Annotated in this window: 14 protein-coding genes; 2 read left to right on the top strand and 12 right to left on the bottom strand. The window is 43.4% G+C overall.

Annotated features, from left to right (window positions below):
- Positions 1-14: 14 nt before the first annotated feature.
- The 4 genes from H9Q76_RS03355 to H9Q76_RS03340 all read right to left on the bottom strand — a co-directional run bounded on the left by H9Q76_RS03355 (position 15) and on the right by H9Q76_RS03340 (position 4,931).
- Complete coding sequence (locus tag H9Q76_RS03355; protein ID WP_117781198.1) at positions 15-896, bottom strand: carbohydrate ABC transporter permease; 882 nt, start codon at positions 894-896, stop codon at positions 15-17.
- A 15-nt stretch (positions 897-911) separates the two neighbouring features.
- Positions 912-1,895 (bottom strand): carbohydrate ABC transporter permease, encoded by a 984-nt coding sequence (locus H9Q76_RS03350; RefSeq protein WP_242995477.1) that lies wholly within the window; start codon positions 1,893-1,895, stop codon positions 912-914.
- Positions 1,896-2,085: 190 nt separating this feature from the next.
- A complete protein-coding gene (locus H9Q76_RS03345) occupies positions 2,086-3,489 on the bottom strand; it encodes an ABC transporter substrate-binding protein (protein WP_118373698.1) in 1,404 nt (467 codons plus the stop codon).
- A gap of 335 nt (positions 3,490-3,824) precedes the next feature.
- A complete protein-coding gene (locus H9Q76_RS03340) occupies positions 3,825-4,931 on the bottom strand; it encodes an alpha/beta fold hydrolase (RefSeq protein WP_117781201.1) in 1,107 nt (368 codons plus the stop codon).
- Between the two features lie 242 nt (positions 4,932-5,173).
- Here H9Q76_RS03340 and H9Q76_RS03335 point away from each other — a divergent pair, with 242 nt between their 5' ends.
- Positions 5,174-6,091, top strand: a complete 918-nt coding sequence (locus tag H9Q76_RS03335; RefSeq protein WP_117781202.1) for a hypothetical protein — start codon at positions 5,174-5,176, stop codon at positions 6,089-6,091.
- Positions 6,092-6,223: 132 nt separating this feature from the next.
- On the opposite strand, the gene H9Q76_RS03330 is transcribed toward H9Q76_RS03335, so the two are convergent.
- The 5 genes from H9Q76_RS03330 to H9Q76_RS03310 form a co-directional block, all read right to left on the bottom strand.
- A complete protein-coding gene (locus H9Q76_RS03330; protein WP_021985661.1) occupies positions 6,224-7,855 on the bottom strand; it encodes an ABC-F family ATP-binding cassette domain-containing protein in 1,632 nt (543 codons plus the stop codon).
- A 155-nt stretch (positions 7,856-8,010) separates the two neighbouring features.
- Positions 8,011-8,196, bottom strand: coding sequence for a hypothetical protein (locus H9Q76_RS03325; protein ID WP_021985662.1), 186 nt, complete (start codon positions 8,194-8,196; stop codon positions 8,011-8,013).
- A gap of 67 nt (positions 8,197-8,263) precedes the next feature.
- Positions 8,264-8,842 carry a zinc dependent phospholipase C family protein gene (locus tag H9Q76_RS03320; protein WP_021985663.1) on the bottom strand — a complete coding sequence of 193 codons (579 nt, stop codon included), beginning with the start codon at positions 8,840-8,842 and terminating at the stop codon, positions 8,264-8,266.
- 26 nt (positions 8,843-8,868) lie between these two features.
- Positions 8,869-9,768: a glycosyltransferase family 2 protein gene (locus tag H9Q76_RS03315; protein WP_243029283.1), complete on the bottom strand. Its 900-nt coding sequence runs from the start codon at positions 9,766-9,768 to the stop codon at positions 8,869-8,871.
- A gap of 158 nt (positions 9,769-9,926) precedes the next feature.
- Positions 9,927-11,240 (bottom strand): O-acetylhomoserine aminocarboxypropyltransferase/cysteine synthase family protein, encoded by a 1,314-nt coding sequence (locus tag H9Q76_RS03310; protein ID WP_117781205.1) that lies wholly within the window; start codon positions 11,238-11,240, stop codon positions 9,927-9,929.
- A gap of 223 nt (positions 11,241-11,463) precedes the next feature.
- On the opposite strand from H9Q76_RS03310, the gene H9Q76_RS03305 reads away from it, so the two are divergent.
- A complete protein-coding gene (locus H9Q76_RS03305; RefSeq protein WP_408646516.1) occupies positions 11,464-12,762 on the top strand; it encodes an HlyC/CorC family transporter in 1,299 nt (432 codons plus the stop codon).
- Between the two features lie 18 nt (positions 12,763-12,780).
- On the opposite strand, the gene H9Q76_RS03300 is transcribed toward H9Q76_RS03305, so the two are convergent.
- The 3 genes from H9Q76_RS03300 to H9Q76_RS03290 form a co-directional block, all read right to left on the bottom strand.
- Positions 12,781-13,431, bottom strand: a complete 651-nt coding sequence (locus H9Q76_RS03300; RefSeq protein ID WP_249321611.1) for a DUF1836 domain-containing protein — start codon at positions 13,429-13,431, stop codon at positions 12,781-12,783.
- 74 nt (positions 13,432-13,505) lie between these two features.
- Positions 13,506-15,788 carry a hydratase gene (locus H9Q76_RS03295; RefSeq protein WP_117781206.1) on the bottom strand — a complete coding sequence of 761 codons (2,283 nt, stop codon included), beginning with the start codon at positions 15,786-15,788 and terminating at the stop codon, positions 13,506-13,508.
- A gap of 26 nt (positions 15,789-15,814) precedes the next feature.
- Entirely contained in the window at positions 15,815-17,290 is a 1,476-nt protein-coding gene (locus H9Q76_RS03290) for a hypothetical protein (protein WP_021985669.1), read from the bottom strand.
- Between the last annotated feature and the right edge of the window lie 8 nt (positions 17,291-17,298).

The raw sequence follows: 17,298 nt of genomic DNA, 5'->3' as shown, positions 1-17,298 counted from the left end.
TAAAATCCTTGAAATTACTCCTTTACACCACCAAGAGCTACACCGGCAATGATGTACTTTGATAATGTGAAGTATACAATGAAGATAGGCAATACTGTCAGGAACAGACCAAGGTAGATAACACCATAATCCTGTCTGAACTGCTCTGAACGAAGAGCCATGATGAACATAGGCAATGTCTTCTTTGCTGTATCTGTCAACATCATAGAAGGTGTATACAAGTTATTCCATGAAGTGATGAATGCAAAGATTGCCTGTGTAGCCATAGCCGGCTTCATCAAAGGTAATGCAATCTTATTAAATGTAGAGAACTCTCCAGAACCATCAATTCTGGCAGCTTCGATAATCTCAAGTGAAAGACCCGTTGCCATATACTGCTTCATAAAGTAATATGTAGCAGGTGAAGCTGCTGCCGGGATGATCAGCGGCCAGTAAGAATCATACAGATTAATCTTCATCATAAACTGCATGAAACCAATGATAGATACCTGTGCAGGAATCATCATGATTGCCATAATAAATGTATGTGCTGCATTTTTCAACTTGAAGTTATATACTGTAAGTCCGTAAGCTGTCAATGTAGAACAATAAACTGTAAGGATTGTTGCCGGTACAGAAATAATTGCACTGTGAAGCATAGCGCCCCAAAGTGATGTACCAACACCCTCTGCCTTCTTCATCAGGTTTGTAAAGTTCTCTCCCAACTGTGCAAATGAACCCGGAAGCAGGTGCACACCAGCTTTAATTGTAATAGAATCCAATGTTGAGTTGATGATCATCAGATAAAACGGAAAGATACTGATAATACATAACAACACGCAAATGATTGTTCTAAATATCTTCGTTGCACGAATACGTCCTGAGTAGCTCGATTCAACTTCTGCGTTTTTAGCCATTATTCGCACACCCCCTTATCGAATCACAGCATGCTTCTGCTTCGGCTGTCTATCCTTGGTAACAGCGAAGAAGACAATACTGATTACTAATGTTACAATGAACAGAACGATAGATGAAGCTGCTGCTTTACCATAATCCTTAGATGTGAATCCAAGTGACTTAATCCACATTGTAATTGTCTCTGATGCAAAGTTCGGCTTACCATTGAATGACTGGTCAACGTTGAACAGAGATGGAATATCGTACATCTGCAGACCACCGATTGCGGATGTAACCAGGTTGTACTGGATAATCGGCTTCAACAGTGGCAATGTAATCTTAAAGAACTGCTGCTTACTGTTCGCACCATCTACCATAGCTGCTTCATAGAGGGATGGACTAATACCCAGGATACCCGCAATAAGGACAATCATTGAGTTACCATACCACATCCAGAACTGCATGAATGCAATCAAACCAATTGTTCCGCCCGGTTTCTCCATGAAGTCATACTTTTCGCTAATAATATGCGCATTTTGGAGCATCATAGTAATAGGGCCATTAGCATTGAACAAACTATAGAACAAAACGGCGATGGAAGATGCAGTGATAATGTTCGGCATGAACATCATAATCTTGAACGCGCCCTGTCCTTTTAACTTTACAACCGTATCTGTAAACCAGGAAGCCAAAAGCAATGCCAGAAGAATCTGCGGAATAAAGTTCAAAACCCAAATCTTCAGTGTGTTGCCGATTGACTTAACTGTCATGGTATCAAACCATGAAACAACCTTCAGATCACTACCTTTACCCTCTGTCGTTGCCAATACCATGATATAGTTTTTAAGTCCATTAAAGTTTGGACCCTGGAATTTTCCAAGTTTAATCTGGTAATACTCAACGAAACTAAGATAGAAAGTATAAATCAACGGGTAAAGCTGGAATACAAAAAATACTAAGAAGAATGGCAGTATGAAGAAGTATCCATACTTACCATATTCAACTGTCTTTTTCTTCATGATTTCACTTCCCCAACCTTTTCATAATTTTTAACATATGTTTTCGCGTCCCCCGTTAGACATTTTATAGAAGACACTCCATCGAATGTCCTCTATAAAATGCCTAACAGCGGTATCTTTTTTTAAATTATGCACCGGGGCGAACCCGGTGCATAACCATAATTTCATATCAATTATTGTTGCCAGTAAATTACTCTACTGTAAGGTTCTGGTAACCATCCTTGATAAGTTCCTTAATCTTAGCTACAGCGTCATCAACAGTCTTAAGCTCGCCTGAGTTGTATGCCTCTGAAGCATTGTCAAGGTAACCATTGAATGTTGAATCGTACTCTGTTGCATACTGAAGGTTGATCTTCTCTGCATTGTCAGCCCATGTCTGAAGTGGGTTAGCGCCACCAAGTACTGGAGACTCGCCCTTACCATCAGCGATAAGCTTCTCTACAGCTGCCTTGTTGTTTACGAAGTCAAGAGTCTCATCAGAGAGCTTGTACATTGTATCTGTATCACAGCAAAGTGTGTAAAGAACAAGTGCAGCAAGTTCCTTGTTAGGACACTGATCTGTTACACCAAGGTATGTACCGCCCCAGTGATATGTTGTAGGACCCTGGCACATATTTCTCTTTCCGTATGTCTCAGAACCTTCCTTGTCATTGATTGACCAGTAAGTGAACCATGTACATCCGAAGTAGCCAAATACATCAGCTGTAAAGTCTGTGTTCCAGCCATCTGACCACTGAGCATTGTTGTTTGTATACTCACCATCATAAAGCTTCTTAGCGAACTCAAGATACTCTGTGATAACTGGGTCGATGTTAACTGTGTCGTTCTCTACCCATGCAGATGTTCTCTGATCGATGATAGGCTTCTTAGCATCTGAAGGACCTGAAAGCATCTTGTAACCAGCCTGCTTCATTGTCTCAGCTGTATCAAGGAATGTATCCCAATCCTTTACATACTCCTGAACCTTAGCTGGATCGTCTGTTCCAAGAACTTCCTTAGCGATATCTGTTCTGTAGATGAAACATCCAGGTGTTGCCTGCCAGCACATACCCTTGAGCTTGCCATCGATTGTAGCGTAGTCAACTGTATACTGGTAAGCGTTGCTGTACATATCAGCTGTGATGCCAAGATCCTCAACAGGAACGATAGCTTCTGAGTTCAGGAAGTACAGAGCTACATCATCATCACATGCTATGATTGAAGGTACCTTGTCTCCGCCATTAGCGATAGCGTTCTCAATAGCACTCTTGTACTCATCAGATGTTCCGCCAAGACCAAGGTTCTCATACTGAATAAGATCAGCATACTGAGGATACTTGTCCTTTACATACTGAAGTCTGTCACCAAGCTCTGTGTTCCATGAGTAAACATAGATTGGATCGCTGTCTTCAGCAGGCATTGGGAGAGATACCTCTGCGTTAGATGCAGATGCATCATCTGCTGTAGCGTCATCTGTTGCAGCAGCCTCTGTTGTTGTAGCCTCTGTTGTTGTAGCCTCTGTTGTAGTCTCTTCCTTCTTGTCGCCACAAGCTACAAGTGAAAGACCCATTGCAAGTGCCAATGACAATGCCATTGCTTTCTTAAATTTCTTCACAAAAAAACCCTCCTTTAATGTGTTTTTGTCATATCGACTTCCATATCATCAGTTTTCATTAAACATTCCATAGGTAAATCCCTCAATAATCAGTATTATCTACGTGCAACTTAAACAAAACTCACAATATATCAGCCAAATGAGACGTGTTTGAACCTGTTATTATTCCAGCCTTAAGCTGTCGGTTCCATAGTTAATTGTGAAATATCATAACATACTCCGCTATGACTAATGTTATTATAGGACATATTTACCAACTATGCAAGTACTTTTTCACTTTTTCTTCACATTTTTGTGCATTATCACCATAAATTGGCAGATATGTGCCAATTCCATTATCTCGAGAGGTATGCAATAATCCTCTGGGCTACGCCTTCCGGATCATATGTATAAATCCTGGACGGTCCGGACATCTCGTCCATCTCAACATTCGCAAACTGTGAGAAATACTCTTTTCTCGACGCGTTATATTGTCCGACATAATCTATCTTATCCGCATCCGATGCGCTGGCATCCGTCTGTGTTCCGTACACTTCTTCAAGAGCCCCCTCGTATTCTTCACGCACAGATGCATCATCGTCAATATACGGGCGCATGAGCGGATTCGAAAAAATCACAAGCATCGGTATATCCGTCGGGAAACCGGCTTCTTTCACCTTTGCCGCATTAGCAACCGCATGCAGATCCTCCTCATACATATCCTGCGTATAGAAGTTCTTCGATATCAAGGCTTTTCTTGTTATCATCTGTTTTTCTGTATACACAGCTCCGATATTATCCGGATACACACTCTTAACATACCTCTGCCCACCAATGGCAGCAAATTTTACCATCAGATAATTAAAAAATCCGCAATACTGCTCTTCTGTGATACCCTCAAAATCATTTGCTACCGAAATGTTGATTCCAATGATTGATTCCACTTCCTGTGGATACAGATCTGCCCAGTAAACTGCTTCAAGACCCGCAATCCCATTCGGAACAAGCACATATGGCCCATCTATGGAAAGCGCCGCGAGCACGCTGCGCATCTCTTCGACAATACTTTCAATATCTTTGTCCGTCTTCGCTGTACCGCTATAGCCAAATCCACTCCGATCCATGTATACCAGACGGTAATCCTGTAGTTTTCCAAACAGCGGTTCCAGAGCTACCGAATCATCCGTGATACCGTTGCTGTGGATAAATACAAGCGTTTTATCTGATTTTTCATTTCCATCCACAATCACATGGATGTTATTTCCATCCACCTCAACCATCTGGCCTTTCGGATTCAGATACCCCCGCTCGTCCGCCAGCTTATTTGTATGAATCAGGAACAGCACGCCGATCACAATCAGATTGATTGCAATTGCCGCTCCGAATATGATAATAAATATCTTAAAAAATTTGTGCAGAAATTCCTTGAAATTCTTTTTCTTTTTGTCCTGTATGTTCTTCACTTTTCTATCCTTTCCATATCTGTTTAATACCTGTGCGATTACTCACGCTTCTATATAATAAAGTAGTTTTTTCAAAATGTAAATACCCCGGTTCTTCCATATTTCGCCTGCGGGTAGTGTCTCCGCTATTGTTCTTATTTTTTTCACATTTTCTCACTTTTCGTCCAGCATAATCTATGTTAAGATAATTTTACGTGATATTTCACAGTTTTCATCATTAAAAAGGAGTTCCGGACACAATCATGAATACAGACGCAGAAGCAAAAGATACAAAATATAAAACAGATAAAGAAAAGGTCAGTGAAACAAGCAAAGGAGCAGACAAAGAGACACGCAAAGAAGCAGATACACCAGTCAAAGAAACCGGAAGCGAGAAAGAATCTGCCGGGCGAAGCTCCGTACCCCCGGTCAATACCGAGGACAATCTGGAGCTTCACAGTCTGCCTTTCCGGGAACGCCAGCATGCCAGGCGCCAGCGGTTAAAGGATCACATGGAAGGAATGACAACCGGTCAGAAGGCAGGATATATTCTTTCTTATTATAAAGGAAAGATCATTCTTGCAGTCATCATACTCGCTGTATGCATTGCCCTTCCTGTTACAATCTACAAGAAAAGCCGTCCGGTTGCTTTATCCTACTGTATCGTCAATTCACCGGAGCCTTCTGCGGTAGACACGTCCTTTGTCGATGAATATCTGGATTTTTACAATCTGAATGGTGCTTACCAGATTCACAACGATCTTACGGTGCATCTCGACAAAGACACATACCTCGAGGAATATTCTCAAAACTCCAGCGCATCTGTCTACACAGAACTCCCGATGCTCTGTTTTAACGGATATTACGACATCATGATTATGGACGAAAAGGGGCTTGAATATTGTGCTATGCAGGAAATCATTTATCCTCTTAAAACGTATCTTCCTGCTGACATCTACTCACAGATCTCCGATCGCATCTGTACAGCCGATGACAACGATGGTGTGACTGTGCCTTTCGCGATTGACATCAGTGACACAGATTTTGCCAAAGGATTAAATCTCGGGTACGACAAAGTATATCTTGGTTTCCCTGGAAATACCGAACAAAATTACACGAACGCCAAACGGATGGTCAAATTTATCCTGCATTTAGACATTGACACCGAAACAACTTTTTAATCCCGGCGCAGCCTACGGGTACGTATTGGTGCACCACGTAAAAAGGACAGCCTTCTTAAGAAGCGCCGTCCTTTTTGTGTTTCATCGTCCTGATTTTTGTTTCTGCCTTATACCAGTACATTTCTGTTCTGATCAATCCTGATCGTCGCTTGCCATATTCATGACCTGACGTTTTCTTGCAAGTTCATCATTCGCAAGGTATTCATCGTAGGTTGTCTGTTTGTCAATCAAGCCCGTATTCGTAAGCTCCATGATACGGTTCGCGGTTGTCTGTACAAACTGATGATCCTGACAGGCAAAAAGGCAGACGCCTGGGAACTTGATCAGTCCGTTATTTAATGCTGTAATGCTTTCCATATCCAGATGGTTTGTCGGCTCATCGAGAATCAATACATTCGATCCCATGATCATAAGCTTTGACAACAGGCAGCGCACCTTCTCACCACCGGAAAGCACCTTAACCTTCTTCACGCCATCTTCACCGGCAAATAACATTCTGCCAAGGAATCCACGCACATACGTTGCATCCTTGTCGTCAGAATACTGTGCCAGCCAGTCTGCGATCACAAGATCATTATCAAACTCCTTCGTATTGTCTTTCGGGAAATATCCCTGTGATGTTGTAACGCCCCACTTGTAGCTTCCTTCATCCGGTTCTTCTTCTCCGGCAAGGATGCGGAACAGTGTTGTTGTTGCGATCGTGTTTGGTCCGACAAATGCGATCTTATCGTCATGTCCGACTGTAAAGGAAATATTGTCAAGCACCTTTACACCATCGATTGTCTTGGAAATGTTTGATACAGTAAGAACCTCATTTCCAATCTCTCTCTTCGGACGGAAATCAATATATGGATATTTACGGCTCGATGGACGAATCTCATCAAGCTGAATCTTCTCCAAGGCACGTTTTCTGGAAGTCGCCTGCTTGGACTTTGAAGCATTTGCTGAGAAACGCTGGATAAAGTCCTGCAACTCCTTGATCTTTTCTTCCTTCTTCTTATTTGCTTCCTTCATCTGCTTGATCATCAACTGGCTGCTCTCATACCAGAAGTCATAGTTTCCGGCATAAAGCTGGATCTTCGCATAATCAATATCTGCGATATGGGTACATACCTTGTTCAGAAAATAACGGTCATGGGATACAACAATAACCGTATTCTCAAAGTTGATCAGGAACTCCTCGAGCCAAGCAATCGCATCGAGATCCAAATGGTTGGTTGGCTCATCCAGAAGCAGAACATCCGGGTTGCCAAACAAAGCCTGTGCCAGAAGGACTTTGACTTTCAGATTACCATCAAGCTCGCTCATCATTTTGTAATGAATATCTGTATCAACGCCAAGACCATTCAGGAGGGTTGCCGCATCACTCTCTGCATTCCAGCCATCCATCTCTGCAAACTCTGCTTCAAGCTCCGATGCACGGATACCATCTTCATCCGTGAAGTCTTCCTTCGCATAGATTGCGTCCTTTTCTTTCATAATATCATACAGGCGTTTATTTCCCATAATAACCGTGTCGAGTACCATATATTGGTCGTATTTGAAGTGATCCTGTTGCAGGACAGACAGACGCTCGCCATCATTCATGATAACTTCACCATTTGTCGGTTCAAGTTCTCCGGAAAGAATCTTTAAAAAGGTTGATTTGCCTGCACCATTTGCACCAATCAAACCGTAACAGTTTCCCTCTGTAAACTTTATATTTACATCCTCAAACAAAGCCCGCTTTCCAAGCCGCAGGGTTACATTATTTGCACTAATCATATCTGGTTTCCTTTCTATACTGCTTATCCAAAACTAGCTATGAGTATAACAACCACCCTCTTTTATGTCAAGCATTATGCCATGTCCGAATCGTATCTCTTCCGCCATCCTCCGACCATAAGAAAAAGGGACTTCCGAAAAAGTCCCTTCATTTCTTATAACTCTTTTACAATCGGATCGTACAGATCCAGTCTGCAATGCTCGTCCTCTGCGAAATGTCTGCAATTCAGACAGCTTTTCTCGCCCTCTGCCACATTGCAAAAACAAGATTTCCGCTCACGCTTGTCATAAGCGCTACAACGCTCAGCTACTTCTCTGTAAACTTCTGCTCCAGCTCGCATACAATATCCTCCTTCTCTGAACTGTTTTCTTACAGTTCCCGGATAGTATGCGTCAGATTCTCTATTTTTATGCTGGATTTACAGCAAGCTGCAACAGAGAATACATCACAGCCAGACAAACAATATACGAATACGCGCAATCCAGATTCACATTTCCACGATCATGTACATAATATTCATGTTTTTCTTTGACATAATCGAGCAACTCCTGCAGGGAATGAATCGTTGGCAGCATCCGTTCATCGTACTGCATCTCGCCAGATTCATATCTGTTGCGCACAAAGCTTCGCATGCGATGCTTCAAGTCCTCTTCATAACTGCAATGATCTTTCAAAGTCCCCGGATAATGTGCATTGTGCGGATATGTAAAATAATCTGCAATGTAATGCAATACCACACCCATCCGAATACTTGATAAGATCGAAACGCCTTTTTTCTTTGTTTTGTAATGCTTCAAGAATCCAAGCATCTTCTTTTCACACACATCAAACGTATCCTCGATACAATGACGTCTTGTCAAAAAAGAAGGTGTACAATCTGGAAGTATGCTTCCCACATACAGGGATAAGCGATGTCCGAACCGCTGTTCTGCGGACAGTCCGTGTACAACACCCTTTGTAAGCGATATGTGTGATTTCTTACGCATCCAATACCTCCTTTGGTTTTTTAAACCTATCTACGTTTCTCCCATGTCATGCCTGCTCCGACTTTTCGCGATACAATATAGCGTGGGCGGCACTTAACCTCCTCATAGATCTTCGCAATATAATATCCTATGACACCCAATCCCATAAGAATCAGACTGCCCATGATCAGGATAATCAGGATCACTGTCGTAAATCCTTCGACCGCATGACCAGAAAAATAATTTACAAGTGTCTGTATGCCTAGTATAACCGCAAACAGAAACCCAAGTATACCGGTAATTGTTACCAGTGTCATCGGTGCTGAAGAAAACGACACGATATTGGAGATTGCGTAACGGATCAATGACTTGGTCGACCATTTCGACTCGCCAATTTCCCGTTCCTGCACGTCAAACTCCACCGAGGTTGTCCGGAATCCAATCCAGGAAGATAACGCCCGGAAGAAAGCATTTCGCTCCGGCATTGCAAGCAACGCCTCTACCGCGCGTCGATCCATCAGTTTGAAATCCGACGCTCTGGACATATCAATCTTGACAGCCTTCGAAATCAGTTTATAAAAAAGTCCCGCGCTTAATTTATGAAAGACGTTTTCCTTTCCACGCGTACGCTTCACGCCCTCGACAACTTCGTATCCCTGCTGCCACAGCCGATACATCTCCACGATTGTCTCTGGTGGATGCTGTAGATCACAATCCATCACAACAACGCAATCGCCACCTGCATTTTCCAGTCCCGCCATCATGGCAGATTCTTTTCCGAAATTTCTGGAAAAACGAACTCCATTGACATGCTGATCTTCTTTTTGTGTCTGTTCTATTTGCTGCCACGTTCCATCTTTGGAACCATCATCTACGAATATAATCTCATAATCAATGGCTTCTTTTTGTAAAATTCCGCCTATGGTTCCTGCCGCTTTCTGAATCATTTTTTCTTCATTGTAGGCAGGCAATACGACTGATAACATCTTTTCACCGTTTACACTTTCCTGTTTGTTTTTACTAATCTTAGTTTACCACATTTTCTGTAAATAAAAAAGAGGCAGACCAAGTTTCTGCCTCTTTTTAACCATATTTTCACAAGTGATTACTCTGCAAGTGCTTTAAATGCCTCATCGAGATCCTCAATGATATCATCGATATTTTCTGTACCAATGGAAAGGCGGATCGTATTTGGCTTGATTCCCTGATCAAGAAGCTCTGCTTCGTTGCACTCTGAGTGTGTGGTTGATGCCGGGTGGATGGCAAGTGACTTTACATCGGCCACGTTTGCAAGCAGGGAGAAGAGTTCCAGATTATCAATAAACTTCTGCGCTTCCGCAGCGCCGCCCTTGATCTCAAATGTAAAGATTGATCCACCGCCATTCGGGAAGTACTTCTTGTAAAGCGCCTGCTGCTCCGGATTCTCAGAGATAGATGGATGATTTACCTTCTCAACCTGTGGCTGATCCTTCAAATACTGTACAACCTTGAGCGCATTTTCCACATGACGCTCGACACGGAGAGACAATGTCTCAAGCCCCTGTAAGAAGATGAAGGAATGTACCGGCGAGATCGTTGCGCCTGTATCGCGGAGCAGGATTGCCCGTATATAGGTTGCAAATGCAGCCGGAGCAGTATCCTTTGCAAAGCTGACTCCATGATAAGATACGTTTGGCTCTACCAGCCACGGGAACTTGTCCCCAGCCTTCAGCCAGTCGAATTTACCGCTATCAACGATCACGCCGCCGAGCGTTGTTCCATGGCCACCGATAAACTTCGTTGCGGAATGAACAACGATATCTGCACCGTACTCAATCGGTCTTACAAGGTATGGTGTTGCAAATGTATTATCGACAACAAGCGGAATGTTATGTGCATGTGCGATCTTTGCAATTCGCTCGATATCTACCACCTCTGAATTCGGATTTCCGAGTGTCTCGATCTGAACTGCCTTTGTGTTTGGCTTAATCGCTGCTTCGATTGCATCGTAATCAAACGGATCTACGAAAGTTGCCTCGATACCATAATCCGGAAGTGTATGTGCAAGCAGGTTGTAAGTACCACCATAGATATTCTTAGCTGCAACGATATGGTCACCTGCATGTGCCAGTGCCTGAAATGCATAGGTAAGAGCGGCTGCTCCGGAACCAACGGCAAGCGCTGCAACGCCACCTTCGAGTGCGGCGATACGTTTCTCAAATACGTCCTCTGTCGGGTTCGTCAGACGGCCGTAGATGTTACCGGCATCCTTCAATCCAAACCGGTCTGCTGCGTGTTTACTGTTGTGGAACACATAAGAAGATGTCAGATAGATTGGAACGGCTCTTGCGTCCGTAACCGGATCCGGCTGTTCCTGTCCTACGTGCAGCTGTAATGTTTCAAACTTTAAATTTCTGTCCTCATAATGTTTCTTTCCCATAATCTTGTACCTCGTCTTTCTTTTATTTTTCGGCTTGTGCCTTGTTGTCATTTTTTGTTTTGTAATCCGTTTTCCTGATTGCAAGGTTATCTTATCACCTCAATTCCTATTTGTCTAATAGGAATTAAATTGAATCAGCTATAATTTTATGTTATAGCTAAATCTATACTTGACACCCTTCATCCAAATATATAGAATATAAGGAAATTTATACATAAAAGGAGTGGTTTTTTTGGACAATAGTCCCGCGTTACAACTAATTATAATTCTGATTTTACTGGCACTTTCCGCCTTTTTCTCTTCCTCAGAGACTGCACTGACAACGGTAAGCCATCTAAAGCTTCGTTCTCTCGCAGATGACGGAAACAAGAAAGCAAGTAAAGTATTAAAAGTAACCGAAAATTCAAGTAAACTATTAAGCGCGATCCTGGTCGGGAACAACATTGTCAACATCTCCGCCTCCGCACTTGCAACAACCTTTTGTACAAACATGTTCGGAAGTAAATACATTGGTGTATCGACCGGAATTCTGACATTGCTTGTCCTGATCTTCGGTGAGATCTCCCCGAAGACCCTTGCAACGCAATATGCATTACAGCTTTCCATGGTCGTTGTCTACCCGATCTCGTGGCTGATGACGCTGCTCACCCCTGTTATCTTCCTGTTAAATATATTGACCGGAGCCATCTTCAAGCTGTTCCGCGTCGACCCATCCGCGAAGAAAACAAGTATTACCGAAGCGGAGCTTCGTACTATCGTAAATGTATCGCATGAAGAAGGCGTCATTGAGCCCGAAGAGAAATTCATGATCTCCAATGTTGTTGATTTTGGCGATGCATTATCGAAGGACATCATGATTCCAAGAGCCGATGTTGTATCTGCCGACGTGAATTCTACCTACAAAGAGCTTGTCGATATCTTCAAGAGTGAAACCTATACCAGAATCCCGATTTACGAGGATTCCAAAGAAAATATCATCGGTATCCTCAATATCAAGGATCTGTTTTTCTACCGGGAGCTGTTAGATATCCGTTATTTTGATCTGCGAAGCATCCTGCGTAAACCATTGTTTGTATATGAGTATCAGAAGACGAGCCAGATCTTCGCGGAGATGAAAACCTCCGCAGACAGTATGGCAATCGTACTTGATGAATACGGACAGGCTTCCGGAATCATCACAATGGAGGATCTGGTCGAGGAGATCGTCGGGGATATCCGGGACGAATACGACGAGAACGAGAATGATCTGATCCGGGATCTCGGCAACCATACTTATGATATTGATGCATCCATCAAGCTGGATGATTTAAATGATAAACTCCACACGAATTTCCAATCCAAGGATTATGATTCACTTGCCGGATTCATCATTGAATTGTTAGATAAGATTCCAACCGCCGGTGAAGAAGCTCATTGTGAAGGTGCCCACTTTAAGGTAACCGAAGTGCACAGAAACCGTATCGAACGCGTGACTCTCACACTTCTTCCGGCAGAACCATCCAACGAAAAAGACGAGGCGTAATTGACGCCTCGTCTCTTTTTATTTTTTTCTCTTATTTTCTTCTTTTATTTTCTTCTCTTTCCCGTTTGTCTGCTCCTGTTCTTTCGCCTGCTCCGCAGCCACCTCATCGATAATCCGCTCCATGATCTTCTTCTTCATATAGATATCGTATCCAAGCAAAGAGAGGAAATTCAGGTTCTTGATGTATTGATCATCTGCACCCGGAAAATCTCGTTCTGATAATTCAAATGTCTTCATAATGCTATTCTCTACCCGGAAATGCTGACGCTGTTCAAGCTTATAAAGACTTGCATAGATCTCTTCTAAGCTGTGTGCAGCCTCCGGATTCTCGAAATAATGATCAATCAGCGGTTTCAGCATAATCTGAATATCGTTGATTGAAACCACATTCTTCAGATAATAAATATAAATCAGCAAAATCAGATGTTCCTTCGTATACCGCTTCTTCTCTGGCGGCGGGAGCAGATTGTTCTTCGTATAGTTGTTGATCATCGTTTTCGTCAGCGTCTTATCTTCCTCATACCGTTTGTTCTGCGAAAGATATTTATCCATGAACGTCGTCACCTGATCCATATAAAGCTCAATCGAAGGAAGATCCTCCGGTGCAATATAGCCAAGCTGTGTCATTTCCCGTATTTGTTTTTTCAGGCTGTCCTTTTCAATATCCATATAATATACGCTCCTAATGCGTATATTATATAGTATTGAAAACCATGTGTAAAGGTTTAAATGAATATATCTGATTAATGTGTCTTGTAGTAGTTGATCAGACAGCCAGCCAGAATGATATCTCTCTCATCGTCTGTCAGGTCGCCCAGTTTCAACGACAACTCCTTCATATCCTTGTTCACAACATACGCCTTGATAATTTCATCCTTGTTGCGGATTGCCTGTGCAACGCCAGGAATGAATACATAATCATCCACATCAAAGTCGTAATCCTCATCCATGACAAACGGAAGCATACCCCAGTTGATCAGGTTTGAACGATAACGCTTTGTTGCATACTCCTTGGCGATATTAGCCCAGCCGCCAAGTACCTTCTGGCAGGAAGCCGCCTGCTCACGTGCAGATCCATCACCCGGTTTCACCGCAAAGATCGTACTTCCGACACCGGTATTCGAGCCACATGCATCCGGGAACATTTCCTTCACCTTGTGCATAGCTGTCTTCATGTTCGGATCTGCTTCGCCCATGCACTCACCAGCTTCACGCACACGCTCGACCTTCTGGATTGCCTTGGCTCTGCCTACATACTCCGGATCCTTACGGGACAATGTAAACTCCGCAAGTCCGAGTGGATTCGAACGATAAGAAGATGTCTCACCGGAAGGAATCAGCTCATCCGTCGTTGTAACCGGATCATGGATCACGGAAGCGACCTTGAGCATCAGGTTGTCTGTCAACGCCACCATCTCCGGCCAATCCTTGATGTTTGGTCCAAACTTAATCTCCTGCTCCGGCTGTGGATGTCCCCATCCATTATAGACACGGTTATCGTAGATCTTCTTGTCGAAGAAATATTTCTGTCCCTTGTATTCTACATCCAGATCGGTTGCAGCTGTTAAGAAGCCCTTGTTTGCGGCTGTCGCTGCGATCGAACGTGCATCCATCAGTGCGACAGAAGCAATCTGACCATTCTGGATCTTCGAACCTTCACGGTTCGGGAAGTTTCTTGTTGAGTGACGGATCGAGAATGCATTATTTGCCGGTGTATCTCCAGCACCGAAGCATGGTCCACAGAATGCAGTCTTGACGATCGCACCCGTCTCGATCAGATCGGAAAGTACACCATTCTTCGCAAGCTCCATATAAATCGGAGTGGATGCCGGATATACAGAAAGTGTAAATTCGTCCGCGCCAATGTATTTTCCACGGATCAGGTCTGCTGCCTGACAGATATTCTCGAATCCACCACCGGCACAGCCTGCGATGATTCCCTGCTCTACATAGAGCTTTCCGTCAACAACCTTATCCTTCAGTGTAAAGTCAATCTTGCCATCCAAGGATACCTGCGCACGTTTTTCTACATCGTCCAAAACATCCATCAGATTTGCCTTCACGTCCTCAATTGTGTAGACATTGCTTGGGTGGAATGGCATTGCGATCATAGGTTTTACCTTGGAGAGATCTACATAAACAACACCGTCGTAATATGCAACAGCACCCGGATTTAATTCTTTGTAGCACTCCGGTCTGTAGTGTGTCTCATACCACTCTTCGATCTTCTCATCTGTTTTCCAGATGGATGACAGACAGGTTGTCTCTGTCGTCATAACATCGACACCGATACGGAAATCTGCGGACAGCTTATCTACACCCGGTCCTACGAACTCCATAACCTTATTCTTTACATAACCACAGCCAAAGGTTGCGCCGATAATTGCAAGGGCAACGTCCTGTGGACCAACGCCCTTCTGTACTTCACCGTCTAAGTAAATTGCCACAACCCCCGGCTTTGCCACATCGTATGTACGCTTCAGAAGCTGCTTTGCGAGCTCGCCGCCACCTTCGCCGATTGCCATCGTACCAAGGGCACCGTAACGTGTATGGCTGTCAGAGCCAAGAATCATAGCTCCACATTCTGCAAGCATCTCTCTTGCGAACTGATGGATAACCGCCTGATGAGGTGGTACATAGATTCCGCCGTATTTCTTTGCACAGGAAAGACCAAACACATGATCGTCCTCGTTGATTGTTCCACCAACTGCGCACAAAGAGTTGTGACAGTTTGTAAGTACATACGGGATTGGGAACTCTGTCAGTCCTGATGCTCTCGCTGTCTGGATAATACCAACAAATGTAATATCATGGCTTGTCATCTTATCGAACTTGATCTTAAGCTGTTCCATATTGCCCGAAGTATTGTGTGCTTCGAGTATTCCATATGCCATTGTGTTTTTCGATGCATCCTCTTTGGATGTCTGTACACCCTTCGATGCAAGTACTGCCTGTGCCTGTCCGTCATCTGGAACCAGCTCGGAACCATTCAGTAAGTATGCACCTGTTTCATAAAGTTTTACCATAATTCGCCTCCATACTCTCGTTTAATTTATTTGTAAGCTAAGATATAGCTTTCGCTGTCTTCTAATGTTGCTGTATCAAAGTCCTTCACACCCTTATTTAAAGATGTTGCAAGTGTTTCACTCTGCTGGGAGAGATACTCCGTCTCATCCACAACCTGCTCATTGACATAATAAGTACCATCCACATTCTGGACATACGGTCCATCTGTGATCACGCCATCCGAATACCGTTTCAGGCAATATTCATCCCCGGAAGTCCGTGTCGATAGCCAAGGAAATGCGACAAAGCTGCTGTCGCTGCAGAAGCTCCGCACCTTCGCATAGCCAAGGTAAGAAACCGCGCCATCCCGGTAGGTAAAGATAAAGCAGCTCACATAGGTCTCGTTGCGTTCCATACTGTTATAGAAAAATGCCTCCGGCACACCGTCCTCATCGACATCATACAACAGCATACTGTCTGGTTTGATATTTTTATAGAACGAATCTAATATATTGATACCGTCCTCGGTCTCTCCAAGTACCTTCTGGATTTCTGAATCTGCATTTTCTGCCAGCTTCACATATGCCTTCTGCCAGTCGGCTGCCATAGACAGCTTGTATTTCTGAAGATTCATATCTTCGGCATAATATTTTTCCAGCTTATCCAACAGGTTCAGTGCGTTCTGGTTATCCCCGATCTCAATATACGTATCAAGCAGACCGTCATAATAATTCATGCCTGTAGAATACGCAAGCTTGTATAATGAGTAAAATTTATCAATATACTGCGAATCCAGCGGATCTAACTGCACGGACTGGCAAATATTCAATGCCGTAAAATAATCTCCCTGATCATATGCTGCCTGTGCTGTGTCATACAATGCCCGATAAGACTCGATCACCTGAATGTTATTGGTGAGCACGGTTGTATAATCTGCAATATCTGTCACAGCCAGACCATTGACAATAGAAATATAGCTGTTCATCGCATCCGCCGTAATTTCACCATCTACATACTGCTGATACTTCTCATTTAAAACCTCAATTACAACCTCTTTTTTCGTGTCTGTATCCAGTCGAAGATTGATCTTGTTGATCGTCTCGTTCGCCTGCACAACGCCCTGTCCATTGTAATTCTGGTTTGAATTATAAATCTGTTCGATCGCATCCCGGTATTCGGTACGATTGACAAGCACATTGTATTTTGTACAAATGCTCTTTGTCTCATCGATACTGTTGATCGCATCATATGCTGCGACTGTATAAATGTAATCTTTTTCACCGGTCTGATATTCCAGGCAGATGTGCTTCGCATAATCCGGAAGCATTTCCTGTACTGCCTTTTGCTTTTCGCTATCTAACGCTTCGTAGCTTTTTTGCACCTCGTTCCACTGTCCAGCTTCAATACCGTCAAATACCTTATATTCATTGTAGTACGGATATAGGAATACGATTGCCGCACAGGCAACGACCGCAAGCACTATAAACGACACAATAATAAGTTTATTCCATGTCTTTTTCATCCTTGCAC

This window comes from Wujia chipingensis (genome assembly GCF_014337155.1).
Classification (GTDB): domain Bacteria; phylum Bacillota; class Clostridia; order Lachnospirales; family Lachnospiraceae; genus Coprococcus_C; species Coprococcus_C hominis.
The sequence above is the reverse complement of the archived record's forward strand: the minus strand, read 5'-3'. Positions and strand labels throughout refer to the sequence as shown.

Excerpts from the sequence above, each read along its gene's own strand:
- H9Q76_RS03355 (WP_117781198.1), bottom strand. The coding sequence starts at position 896 with ATGGCTAAAAACGCAGAAGTTGAATCGAGCTACTCAGGACGTATTCGT.
- H9Q76_RS03350 (WP_242995477.1), bottom strand. The coding sequence starts at position 1,895 with ATGAAGAAAAAGACAGTTGAATATGGTAAGTATGGATACTTCTTCATA.
- H9Q76_RS03335 (WP_117781202.1), top strand. The coding sequence starts at position 5,174 with ATGAATACAGACGCAGAAGCAAAAGATACAAAATATAAAACAGATAAA.
- H9Q76_RS03330 (WP_021985661.1), bottom strand. The coding sequence starts at position 7,855 with ATGATTAGTGCAAATAATGTAACCCTGCGGCTTGGAAAGCGGGCTTTG.
- H9Q76_RS03325 (WP_021985662.1), bottom strand. The coding sequence starts at position 8,196 with ATGCGAGCTGGAGCAGAAGTTTACAGAGAAGTAGCTGAGCGTTGTAGC.
- H9Q76_RS03320 (WP_021985663.1), bottom strand. The coding sequence starts at position 8,842 with ATGCGTAAGAAATCACACATATCGCTTACAAAGGGTGTTGTACACGGA.
- H9Q76_RS03315 (WP_243029283.1), bottom strand. The coding sequence starts at position 9,768 with ATGATTCAGAAAGCGGCAGGAACCATAGGCGGAATTTTACAAAAAGAA.
- H9Q76_RS03310 (WP_117781205.1), bottom strand. The coding sequence starts at position 11,240 with ATGGGAAAGAAACATTATGAGGACAGAAATTTAAAGTTTGAAACATTA.
- H9Q76_RS03300 (WP_249321611.1), bottom strand. The coding sequence starts at position 13,431 with ATGGATATTGAAAAGGACAGCCTGAAAAAACAAATACGGGAAATGACA.
- H9Q76_RS03295 (WP_117781206.1), bottom strand. The coding sequence starts at position 15,788 with ATGGTAAAACTTTATGAAACAGGTGCATACTTACTGAATGGTTCCGAG.
- H9Q76_RS03290 (WP_021985669.1), bottom strand. The coding sequence starts at position 17,290 with ATGAAAAAGACATGGAATAAACTTATTATTGTGTCGTTTATAGTGCTT.